Source organism: Acinetobacter sp. P8-3-8 (assembly GCF_000214135.1).
In the GTDB taxonomy this organism is placed as follows: domain Bacteria; phylum Pseudomonadota; class Gammaproteobacteria; order Pseudomonadales; family Moraxellaceae; genus Acinetobacter.
The window spans coordinates 215,636-228,247 of sequence record NZ_AFIE01000001.1 but is presented as its reverse complement, the minus strand read 5'-3'; the positions used below and the strand labels follow the sequence as shown (position 1 = coordinate 228,247).

The window sequence follows — 12,612 nt, the reverse complement described above, 5'->3', positions numbered from 1 at the left end:
TTACACACCCTCTTGCGCTTTGAATCGTGCCGTAAACACGTCCCACGCTTGTTTATAATCTTCTTCTCGATTTGGTAAATACCATGGACTGGTATAAGTAATCACACGCTCAACAGGTCCACCCGGTTGAGTATCATCTAAAATGGTTCTATGGATTTTTGTGCCATCTGGTAGCTTTTGGGCTTCGGTCCAACCGAGTGGTTTGCTTTCTTTTTTCCCATCTGGATGCTCAATGATGACCGATGGATCACGAGGTCCTGCTTTACGTGCTAAACCTACGCCAACAAGACCTTTTGATGGGGTAAAGACAATACGTCCGCTTTGGTCGTAATAGGTTTCACGTTCATACTGTTGCATGACTGGGAATTGCACACGGTAAATGGTGAGTAATTCCTGTAGGGTCATACCGAGTTCCATGGCAACAAGTACGTCAATTTCCAGAAGTGCTTGACGGCGTTCAAAGTCTGTTCGTAAAACTAAAGTTGAATCCCATTTAATATTTAATCTTGTAATTTTATTGTTATCCACTAAAACATCAGTAGTCCAAGAGTCTTTTTGAAAACTATCTATCCAAACTGCTTGCCAAAGTTTTGAAAACTCTGAGGTTAAACAAACTAATAGTAGTGCTCTTAATTTTATTTCTTTACTTGTAAAATAAGGTAGTCCTAGCAATTGACTTCCATAAAGATCAGATTTTCCAGTTGTCTTTAAAAAAAAGTCATAAACCAATGAGAAAGTACATCCTGCAAAACCAACTAATATTTCATAATCCTTTATCACAGTTGTTACAGCTGTATTGATATGTAATAGTTTAGGCGGAACAATACAAGAAATTAAAGATCTTTCTGAAGATACACCAAACATCCGTCTATTACAAAAGCGATAGAAATCAATAAATGATTTCTCCGAATCATGATCTTTACCCCAAGGGACTAATGGTAAGCTGCTCTTAACTTCTTTAACGTCCTTTAAAAGTTGATAATTGGTTCGTGGGAGATAATTTTCTCCTAACTCATTTAAATCAATAACATCATAATCGCTACTTAAATTACATTTTGATCTTGGAGTTTTATAAAATAAATTCGCTACAAAAAAATTTGGTCCAGAAATAACAACATTATCTAAGCTACTGCAAAAAGTTGTTTCCTTTTTCAAGATCATCTTTTTCTTACTCATATTTTCATCAAACATAACATTAGAAATAACTTCATGTTTAATGTTAGATAAGACTTTATCTTGTTGAGCAAATTTTTCTAACGTTGAAAAAATTTCTGTAGAATGAATTGCTGATAATTTGGCTCTACTAGGGATAGTCTCATCAGGATCATATAATTTTCGAAAAACCTCCAATTTATTAATATCTATAAATAATATTCTATTTTTATGACCATTAATATTCCATTTATTTTTTTCATCTTTTATTCCCGGCACATACCCAGAACCATTGTGGTTAAAACACTTATCAATTGTTAAAGGATGAAATAAATTGGCTATATTTTTAAAATTTATTTTATTTTCACTCGTAGATTGATAAATATTAATTGAGAATTTTGTAGAGTGATGTACATCTTCAAACAAGCTTAATTCATTATGAAATTGGAAGTGACTCTTTAGTCTTTCATACACTTGTTTCCTAAATCCACCACCGTTTAAATCATCATAAATACTTTCAGGATGTAAAAATCCGCAAATCCCTTTTAAATTAAGTTGAATATCCCATGCTTGAGGCAAAAAACACTTATATAGGTTAGCTTTTTGCCCTGCTAAAGCTGGATAATTCTGAGCTGAATTTAGAAAGTTTTGCCCATATTCAGCTTCCTCTAACTCAGTGAACCAAGCATTTAATAAAGTTGGGTTTAATTGAAAGGAATTATTTCTTTGTAATCTTAATTGATTGGCATCTTTTCTTCTAATCACAAACTCTGGATTATAATCCCCTAAAACCCCTCCTTCATTCCACTCTACCTTTAACCACGGCGGATTCCCCAACATCACATCAAAACCACCACGGTCAGCAAACACATCCGCAAAAGTCAGCTCCCAATGAAAAAACTTAAACTTATCTGCAAGCTCTTTCACCAATTGTAAACGTGGATGTTGCTTATACAGACTCGGTAAATGCAACTCACCCTTTGCCGTTAAAACTTGACTCAGTTTCTCTTCTTGTACTGTTAAGCTCAGTTGATCATCCCCAAATAAATCATGCTGAGGTTTTTCAAAACCCGTTAAAGTGGGTTGTGTTTCTACGACTGCTGCATCAAAATCAAAACCACCTTGTTCAGGTTGATGGAAATCATACACTTCACTTTCCAGTACAAGCTTGAGCTCCATCATCCATGTCGCACGGTCAGGCAGTAAATCTGCTTTTTCAATAGGCCAAAACCATAACGCACACCAATAATCCATCACCAATTTCAAACGGTGATACGGCGTCGCAATTGGCGCATCGTGGTTAAAAATACCATTGGCATGGATTTCATCTTTAGCCGCAGTCGTTGTGGTTTGACCTTTAGACGCTTGCCCCCAAATTTTAAATTGATCTTCCGTACGGGCACGGTCGGCTCTTAAAGTTTGAACATGCTGTGCCCAAAGCTCATCAATCACATCACAAAATTGTTGTAACGTCTCAATTTCCCAAGCTTCTAAATTAGATAAAAATCCTTTACGCCAATTCTTAATTGTTTCAAATTTTTCGGGCTTTAACGCTTTGGCATCACGGTCTGTCACGTTTGCCATATCAGGATCAGGCAACAAGAAATGGTAAACTTCAGTTTTAGCTCGATCTGATTTTTTCCGAGCCAAACTTTCAGGTGCTAAACGCTTCGGTGCAAAGTTAAACCATTTATCCGCTTTGACTTTGGTTTTAATCTGCTTCTCGTCATAGACTTGACGGCGTGCACCAATCAGCGAGTTACCGTTAAATAATTGATAGCCAAACCATGGCACCTGATTTGAACCATTAATCGAGTTTAGCCATAAAGACACTTCTGCAAGTTCAACCGCAATCGAGTTTAAATCGACACCAAATACATTATGGTCGGCAATGTGCATTTTGACCGTTTGTAGTTCATGCTGATAATCTTTCATCTCAATACGTTGATTGAGCTCAGATTGCTTCTTCACTAAATACGCTTCGGCCAATTGGTTGACAGCTTCGTTCAAGAATGCGGCTGAACCCATTGCTGGTTCACATACCGTGAGTTTTAAAATGTCATCTGCACTGACTTTTTCTAAATCTGCACCGAGTTTTTCACGTAAGGTGTATTTCACCAAGCTCTTGGTCAGAACCTCTGGTGTGTAATAACTGGCTGACTTTTGACGGTCACGACCAGCTAAACGATAAATAAACTTACCTTTAGGATGTTTCTTGAGGACTTTTAGTCCTTCGTCATTTCTCTCATAGACTTTTTCATCATCCGCATAGCTATCAATTTCTGTTGCAGTAACAAAATAGCCTTCATGCAGCTCATCGTAATTGTCCTGCGGTCGCTTCACCTCATATAAGTCTTCTTTGGCAAAGAAGCCACGATAACTTAACAGTGCTTCGTAAACTGCACCTAATTGGTTAATACCAAGTTGCGCATAACTAACACGACCACGGCGCTGACGACCACGACCGCTCGTTTCGCGGGTTAAAGACATTAAGCGAATGACGCGTTGTAATGTTTGATTGGTAAATTTTACTTTTTCTAAATATGGTGTTCTTTTCGGGTCAAATAGATGGCTGTCTAAAGCATGAATATCAAACCCTGTTAAACCCGTACTTGATGCACTATAACTACCCTCAAGCAAAAGATCGCCTTGGTCATGCGGTTTACCGGTATGAATCAAATTAAACAGCTTTTGAATAGAATGATGGAAATAGTGACCTTTTAAAGACTGTTCACTTTGTAATTGGACCATTTCCAAGTCACGCAAACTCTCTAAGCTATAACCCTTTAAGTAGCTTTGACTGGTTTTAATCGGCACATAGCCCAGCTCGGGACGTGCTTCAATATAAAATAGGAACAACAAACGATACATATACCGTAAGCATTCTCTTGAGAGTTGCTCTGGGTTTAGCCCCGTTTTTTCACCTGCCCAACTCACATCTTTACGTTGTAAAAGCTGTTCCGTTGCTTCATTGCCTAAGAGTTCAATTGCTTCACGCAGGGCATATTTCAGGTCCTCAGATACCCCAAAAGCATGCTTATGTGCATTTTCATCTAGGCTGTCGAGTAACGAATCACCATCTTCAGGAACAAGACTGTCTTTAAATAACAGTGCTGTTGTGGCCTGTAAGGTCTTGGTATCTTTTCGACCTAAAATTTCATCCCAATCAAAACGTAAAACGCGGTTTTGTAGCCATTTAAAACGATCAACCAAAATTGCTTGTCGATCACCTAAGACCAAGACCCAACGTGGTGGTTCCTGCATTTTAAAAATATGATCATTAATCAAATCTGACCATTTAATGGTGACATTATCTTTGTTTTTACCCACTAAACCATCCGCATGTGGTCCTGGTCCAAAGAATTGTTCTTTGACTAACCCCAGTGAAAATAGATCAAAACCATCTTGTTCTTTATCGATTACTTCGACGACCATCAACTTCGGTTGTTGTTGATTTGGATAAGCAGACAGAACTGGTAGCTCTACATCCTTATTACCCATAGAAAAAACATGGTTATACGGCGCAAAAGGAATATCCAAAGCACTCAGTAATTGTTGGTGTAATTGTCGACGGTCTGCTAAAGATGCTTTTAGACTACGTTCGCGCTGAATCTGCTCATGGGTTTTAAAATATGAACGTGCTAAGTTTTTTAAGCGTTGATATGGCGGTTCAAAAATAACAGTTTGTTGGCTCTCTCTGTCCTGTTGTTCTTGCGCTTGCCACTGTTGAATTAAATCGCGTATATCACCATCAAAAACTTCAGATAAATAATGTGCTGAATAGAATTCATTTTCGTTTTGAATGCCCAAATAAGTCGCTGCATTGTCACTAATAGCCATGATCTATCCTTAGTTTTGAGTTGCTGCAATAACGGCAATTAATTGAATATAAGGTGAACTTTCTGTCTGCCAAGTATCTTTAATCCAGACTTCGTATTCATTAAACACTTGATCGATATAACGTTGCTTAGCTTCTTTTTTGGTTTTAGCAACAGACTCGAGTCCTTGATCGAAATCAAGATGTAACTGTTGTTCTTGTTTACCTTTTAAAGCACTTAATTTTTCAAGTTGTTCAGCAAGCTTGGGCTGCATCTCTTCATCAAAACTGACTTTCTTCTTGAGCACTTCTTGAGTCACCCCATCCACAACGGCAGAGCGTAAATTTTGCAAAGCATCTAAATCCACTGGTGCACCCGTATTCGGTGCATTTTTAAGGATTGGACCATAGACATTCAACATGTCTTGTAATGACTCAATTTTAGTAATCTGATTTGCTTTAGTATGTACGGCATACCATTCCCAAATCACAGGATGCGCTTTACGGTTAGGTATCAGTGCAGACACTAAGAAAATCGCTTCATCTTTTTCAAGTTGCGTATTTAGACCAATCACTAAAGCTTCATTACGCCCTGTATTGCCCAACATACGTTCTTGTAACCATTCAGCGACAGGATGACGTTTCCATAAATAGTGTTCTTTTGGCCAAGAGTTCTCTTCATTACGAGAAGCCTTCACCACTTCCATATAATTTTCTTTATCTTCAGTAAGAATAAAATTTCCATACTCTGGATAAATTTCAGGAGGATATGCTTTAAATTTTTGTTTTAGATCCTCAGGCGCAGTTAATTTTATTTTTTTAACTGAATCCTCAAACTCGACAGCAATACGTCGCTGGTCTTTGTTGAGATATGACAATGCTCTTTTGGCAAACTCATATTCACATTCAAATATCTTAAAATTGTCCTTTACTTCTTGTGGTTGTACCTCGATAAGAGGCTTATCATCAAGTGAGCTAAAGAAGTCAGCTAAAATGTCATCGCCTTCATTGTGTTCATTCTCGGGTGTGTATTGAGCATTAAATTCATCCGCCTGCATGGTCAGCATGGCTTCAGCAACTAACTTTTCCTCTTCCGCCACATCATAAACATCTAGGAAGGTTGCTGGATCTCCAATATTTTTATAGGCTTGATCATCCTTTTCTTGCAAGATTTCTAAAATACGTACATCGCCACGGATCGTTTCATTACTACTTTCCGTAATAAGATAATAAATCTCTGGCTCTTGGGTTTGACCATAACGGTCTACACGGCCATTACGCTGCTGGAACACCATCAAGGACCATGGCAAATCGAAATGCACTAATCGATGAGACAAGTGATGTAAGTTAATCCCCTCACTCGCTACATCAGAGCACAGTAATACTCGGACCTTTTCTTCACGCTTACTAAATTTTTCAACAATTTCTTGTTGGGTAATATCATCCATCCCCCCATGCAATTGCTGAATTTGATCTTTATTTAGACCTAAATCACGGCTCAAAGCACTTTCTAAAAAGTTCAGCGTTTCAATGCGTTCAGAGAAAATAACAATTCGATCTTCTGTATTGCGTTTATCCCAATTGAATTCAGAGCTTTTAAATAACTCGATGAGCTTGGTATATTTAGTGAAAGTGATTGAGTTAATTTGCTCTAGACAGGCTTTTAAATCTTCAAGATGATCAATTTCTTGTTCTACATCTGGTGTAAGCGACTCATTTTTAGCAGTAAGTGTTTTGATTCGTTGTTCAACAGACTTCAAACAAGCTGCTGGTGATGAAAACAGTGCTTTCTGCAAGCCAATTCGGACTAATTGTCCAGGCTTTTCACTATTGTACTGACCTTTAATCGTAAATGGTACTTTCAGCAAGGCTTCATATGCCAGCTCTTCTTGAGCAGAAGCCTGATGCTTCAGAGAAAAGACTTTTCGATCTTTAAATTCGGCTTTTACTTGATCTTTAATGTCATGCTTAAAACGACGTACGACAAGACCTTTATCAGCAAAATCAGCTTTGATATAGTTATTCGGATCAGAAATAGCCGTTGGGTCAAGCATATTCATTAAGCTTGCAAAACTTTTAGCTTTACCATCATGTGGTGTTGCGGAAAGCATGATTAAAGTGTCTGATTTACGTGCCAATAATTGCGCTAATTCTGTACGCTGGGAACTAGTTCCTCGATCAGCAACGTTATGCACTTCATCAATCACGATGATGTCCCAATACGCCTTATCTAAGTAAGACTTAAACTCGTTGTCTTGCTTAAGGGTGTCAATTGAGATAATTGACTTATCATAATAATAGAATGGGTTATGATTGGTTGGGATACGCCCACGAACTCGTTGTAAACCATTTGAATCTAGACGAATTAGAGGGATTGAAAAACGATTCCAAAATTCCTTTTGGAATTGCGTCATCATGCTTTTTAGCGTCAGAACTAAAATTCGTTTACCACGACCACGTTGAATTAACTCCGTAACCAAAATACCTGCTTCAAGCGTTTTACCGAGCCCTACCGCATCGGCAATTAAAATACGTTGTCGAGGTTGTTTCAACGCTTGATACGTTGGAACTAATTGATATTCAACCACGTCCATTGCCGCTTCTTTGGCAATGTGAATTTTTAAATCATTGGGCGTGGACTGGCGTAGCTGGCTTTCAATAAATAATAAACTTTGAGAAAATTGCGGACTTTTATCCTGAACCAATTTGGTGAGCTTAGGATCTAAAATTTGAATTTTGTCTTCGAACTTAGTCAGGAAAATGGCTTCTTTACCACGGACGAGCTCTGATATTCCTTCACATGTAAGTTGATCACCATGATTCATGGTCGGGTCCACTCGTCGGATTACCCATTCTTCGTCACGAATCTCTACACGAGCTCCAGGCGCAAATTTCCCCGTCATGTTCTTATCTCAATCATTCAATAATGGTTTTAATCTTTATTCCATTTATAACTTTGCCATAAATGCCTCTATACAAAGCCCTCACTTTGTATGAATCACATTGCTCAGGCTACCATTATAGCTCAAAGTATATTAAATAAGATTTTAAAAAATATAGGCTTATATTAAACAAATTGTCAAAAAAACTATAATCACGATTGATCAAAAACCCTACAAATAGTTTTTTTCTTAGATAAGTACCCCTCTAAGTTATAACAACTGTAATCCTTGTCTAGTTGGCTCCCACTTCTTTCCACTTCCCATCGTCAACGTAGCGCAGTTATAAGCATCCTGTAAAAAACCACGGCGCGCCGGTTCAGTAAATCCTGTTTGAGCAATTAATGTTTCCCTTAATGGATGATGACTGGTAATCAAATACTCATTACGCTTATGCAAACGCTCTAATAAATTGACCGATGGTAAACGATCAAATTTCCCCTGTTGCCCTCGATTACAACTCGGACATGCCAATACCAGATTCGCTACGCCGTTGATTGGTTTTTGAATATCGCATTCACGTAATTTGTGTGGAAAGAAATGATCTACATCCGCAGAATGCTCAAATAACTGTTCGATGGTGATCGGTGCAAAACAATAGAAACAGCGACTCTTTTGATAGCCATTTAAAGCTGACTTCGCTGAAGTGACATTCACACGTCTGATTTTATTGTCCGCAACCAAAATTCCCTGATCATCATGCTCAATTTGTACCAAATGCTTGGGTAAGTTCATATCCCAAGCTGTTTCAACCAATCTCCATCTCGCTTCAGTTTCATCTACTAAATCCACGGCGTTCTGTCTGTCAAATAATTGGAATACTTCATCCGTCAGAATGATGCCATCTTGGGTTTTACGGGCATCCATGAAGAATCGTTTAGGCAATTCTTGACCATGTACGTTATGAAAGGCATCAATCACATTGACGAAGCCATATTGCACGGTTTTTGTAATCAAGGTTTGCTGATCAATTTCACCTGCATTATAAGAACGACAAAAATCCAAGAATTTACTAGAGCTTGAAGTTGCTTGCTTATCGACTAATTTTAAATGGTCACAGATATGGCGACTAAATGGATCGGCAAGTTGATCGAGTGTTATTACTGAATTAGGAGAAACTTTTAACTCATGAAGTGACTTAGCTAATGCAAACTTATACGAAGCTACATTACGCCCAAATAAAATTACCGCTCGCCAATAGTTTTCTAAAGATGGCTCAATCTCGTAAAACTTGGACATATGTTTCCCCGTTAATTAACAGATAATGAACTTCTATGTTTTCGTTGAATACCTAGTTCATTCGCAATTTCTAATATTCTTGCTTGGGTAATTGCTTCTTTTCTCAAAGTAGACAAACTACTTTTAAAAACATGCTCATTCCCTTTTAAATTCAATGGTAATGAAACTGATTTAAACATATTTTCTTCAAGCACCCATGGTTCAGGATCTAATATCCATGAAATACGCGTATTCTCCTCCATCCAATGATCTAACCATTGTTCACCCAAGTGAGTAAATGTCATTCGTTTACCCGAACCAACTCGACGTAAAGGAAAACCACTTTGCTGGGCGAGTAAAATACCTAGTGTTCGTCTTAATGTAGATCCTTCAGCATTGCCAAAATAATGTGTTCTGAGCCGAGTTCTTAAAGTCGATTTACTATTTGGTTTCCCTTTTTTATCTGGGGAAATACCTGAATACACAAGATAGTATTCCTTAATCTGAATACAGTCCTCTAGCGGAACAATCTCAGGCAAGTTTTTAATCCACCAAAAATAGATGCCATTCTCAGTAGGAATCAGTTTGGGGCTTTCTTGTAAATCAAATCGTGAATAAAGAATATTAGGCAATGAACAGTAATGTATCATTGTTTTTTCCAAAGTACATTCAGCCACTGTTCATCACGATCAGGTCGCTGATCTACTGTAATCCACTGTTTTAACACCCTAACCCCACTCAACTGATCTAACAATTCCTGAGCCTGCTCTTCATTTAAGTCAGTAAACGCCCTACCGCCTTTTACTCTATCTGCTGTTCCATATTTAAAAGACATATAGCACACACCGCCACGGCGTAATGCAGCATGAATACGTTTTAAAACATCAGGGAGTCTAATACGAGCACAATGTAGTAAAGCGGCACATGCCCATACCCCATCATAAACATCTTGTATATCAAGCTCATAAAAACTTTGTTGCTGAACAGCGATACCAGTCAGTTGGGTCGCTCGTTCGACCAATACTTCAGAATAGTCGATAGCATCAACTTGATAGCCTTTATTTTTAAAAGCCAAAGTGTCACGACCTGACCCACAGCCTAAATCCAGGATGCGTGCAGAATCTGGCAACTCAGCTAAAAATGGTTGGTATAGGCTTTCCATATCCACATACAACGTAGCTTCTAAAAATTGATCTGCGTATTGGTTGTAATAGTCTATTGTTTTCATATTGGTTGCTTAGGCTAAATACTAATCCCAGTCTACTAAAAAACAAAAAAATAAGGGAGCATTTGCTCCCTTATCTTTTTAGTCAAATAAATCTGCTCTTACTTCTTCCAAAGCACGATCTGACTTAAAACGATTACATATCGGATGAATAATTGCTCCATTTTCTAAAACACCGTAACCACCTTCTGCTTTCGATTCTCGATGATCTACTTCAGTCGATTCAAGGTATAAAGCGCTATCACATACTTCGCAATAGCTCCATGTTTTCCTTTCCTCACGTTGATAAAGATTTCTTTTGGTCGCGAGTGAAAAATTTAGAGGTTTTTTCTTCTTTGTTAGTCTTACTGATTTCACAAAGCTCACAACATCATCCACAACGCTCTCATCATAATCACCACCAAAACGGGCAAGGTAAAAATCATTAAAATTAATATAATCAAATGATTGACTCATCGAAAGAATGACGGTGTTCAAACAAACTTCATCTTCAAAATCTAAATCCATATTCAGTCCAATACAGATAAAGGCCTGATACACGTTCTTCAATCGCTCATGTGATTTGATCCCGCTACCAAACTTACCGACAGTTTCTTTAATCGCCACAGGAATTTTTTCAATTAAACTTTCAACACCACGGCGTGCTCGAGTAAATCCAATAAAATCTATCTTTTTATTCTGTATTTCAAAACAGTCTTTTTCAATTTCACAGACGATAGAGAACCAGGCTAAAAAGGATGTCACTTGAAAACGATTATCTTTATAAAAATATAGTTTTGGGTGTAAGCCCAAACTTGGAATCCGAATACTAATTGGTGGTGTAGCGATACGACACAGCACAACTCTAAGTTTTAGCATTAAATTTTCTACACGCTGACCTTGGTCTATATTCACAGTATTGTGACTAGTATCACCAAACATGATATTCAGGAGTTCATTGACCAAGCCGATTTTTTTACCGTGTGTTAAATCTGGCTCTAAAAGTATTATCTTAAAAAGATGATCATGAATTTGCTCACCCAAAGTGATCACTTCATTTATCCGCTCGTAATTCAGTTCAGCCAAGTTGGATTTATTATCGTTTATATAACAACACGCATAGATCACATAAAAAGCATCACTTCCCCTATTTTGTAAATGATATTCTTCATCTGGATCTAATCGCTTCGTATCCGAATTGATTGAACAAAAGGCTTTTCGAGCTTCCTCAGGTGTCCCAATGACTTCAATAAAATTAATTTTGGTTGATTTTAATTTTTGCTGAAACTCAGAATCGCTACATAACTCTTGAAAATCAGCTAATCCACCTAATCGATTACGAATCTGACGAATATCTCGTTTTTGTGGTGCCGTGAATTTTGGGGCTCCTATTACTTGCTCATCAATAAAGTATCTTTTGATCCAAGCATAGATAATTGAAATCCTGTGCCCACCATCGATGATATAAATATTACCAGCAGCATCTTTCCAATAGCGAACGCATAAATTGACATTACGATCATTCAAACAGTTTAGAATAAACTCCTGAATTTCAGCAGGGCTCCAGCACTCTGTGGAGCGTTGATTGTCTGCTTTATATAGTTTTTCTAGGATCTCATGGTTGGCGAAGTCATAAAGTGATATTTCAAAGTTATGGTGCAGATTTGAGTGCGACATTTCGTCAGGCACCATCATTTTTCTTTGAATAATATTGGTTAAAAGCTTAGTACGGGCCATTTTATTTTCTCTAGGCAATACTTCTCTATATCTCGTGTAATTACGAAATTATGAAGGCATTAATTTAAAATTTAAGTAGGTTGTTAGAATTAAAACAGGTGATTAATTCAAAAGTACTTTTTTGCTAGAGATAATAAAAATAGGGATGGGATAATTTTTCATTTGAAGCCTCGTTGATTAATTGTTGTTTGCCAACATCCTTTCCACGAGATGGAGGCAAACCAAATAGGGTGTGGAAATACCGCTCAACGAAACGGCCAGTCAAAGACTGCCCTACTTGGCTTACCATAAAAGCGCCATGTAGACACAAAAGAGCCACTAAAAGCGACTCTTTAGTTCGTTGAGTAACAGGTTTCCACGCCTGGTCACAGATTTTGCTGTAACATCTTTATCTTATGTGCATAAATTCAATTGGTCAAATTTTATGATCAATATTTGATCAACTGATTCAAAAAATTAACTATATTCTTTAAGGGTTATGAATACAGATGAGTATCTTATAATTTATACAACATTTCGTTGATGTAAACTGATTAGAATAAAAC

General features: G+C 37.5%; 6 protein-coding genes. All 6 read right to left on the bottom strand.

All coding sequences use genetic code 11. The features are described 5' to 3' along the window. On the bottom strand, positions 1–4,992 hold the full coding sequence (locus tag GGG_RS0101035; RefSeq protein WP_010111336.1) for a class I SAM-dependent DNA methyltransferase: 4,992 nt from the start codon (positions 4,990–4,992) through the stop codon (positions 1–3). Between the two features lie 9 nt (positions 4,993–5,001). Continuing rightward, positions 5,002–7,872, bottom strand: coding sequence for a DEAD/DEAH box helicase (locus tag GGG_RS0101030; RefSeq protein WP_010111334.1), 2,871 nt, complete (start codon positions 7,870–7,872; stop codon positions 5,002–5,004). 249 nt (positions 7,873–8,121) lie between these two features. Continuing rightward, positions 8,122–9,147: an HNH endonuclease domain-containing protein gene (locus tag GGG_RS0101025; protein ID WP_010111333.1), complete on the bottom strand. Its 1,026-nt coding sequence runs from the start codon at positions 9,145–9,147 to the stop codon at positions 8,122–8,124. Positions 9,148–9,158: 11 nt separating this feature from the next. Next, positions 9,159–9,776: a GIY-YIG nuclease family protein gene (locus GGG_RS21285; RefSeq protein WP_010111332.1), complete on the bottom strand. Its 618-nt coding sequence runs from the start codon at positions 9,774–9,776 to the stop codon at positions 9,159–9,161. Beyond that, on the bottom strand, positions 9,773–10,354 hold the full coding sequence (locus GGG_RS0101015) for a bifunctional 2-polyprenyl-6-hydroxyphenol methylase/3-demethylubiquinol 3-O-methyltransferase UbiG (protein ID WP_010111331.1): 582 nt from the start codon (positions 10,352–10,354) through the stop codon (positions 9,773–9,775). Before GGG_RS0101015 ends, GGG_RS21285 begins: the two co-directional genes overlap by 4 nt. Before the next feature lie 78 nt (positions 10,355–10,432). Next, positions 10,433–12,067, bottom strand: coding sequence for an HNH endonuclease (locus GGG_RS0101010; protein WP_010111330.1), 1,635 nt, complete (start codon positions 12,065–12,067; stop codon positions 10,433–10,435). Positions 12,068–12,612: the final 545 nt, after the last annotated feature.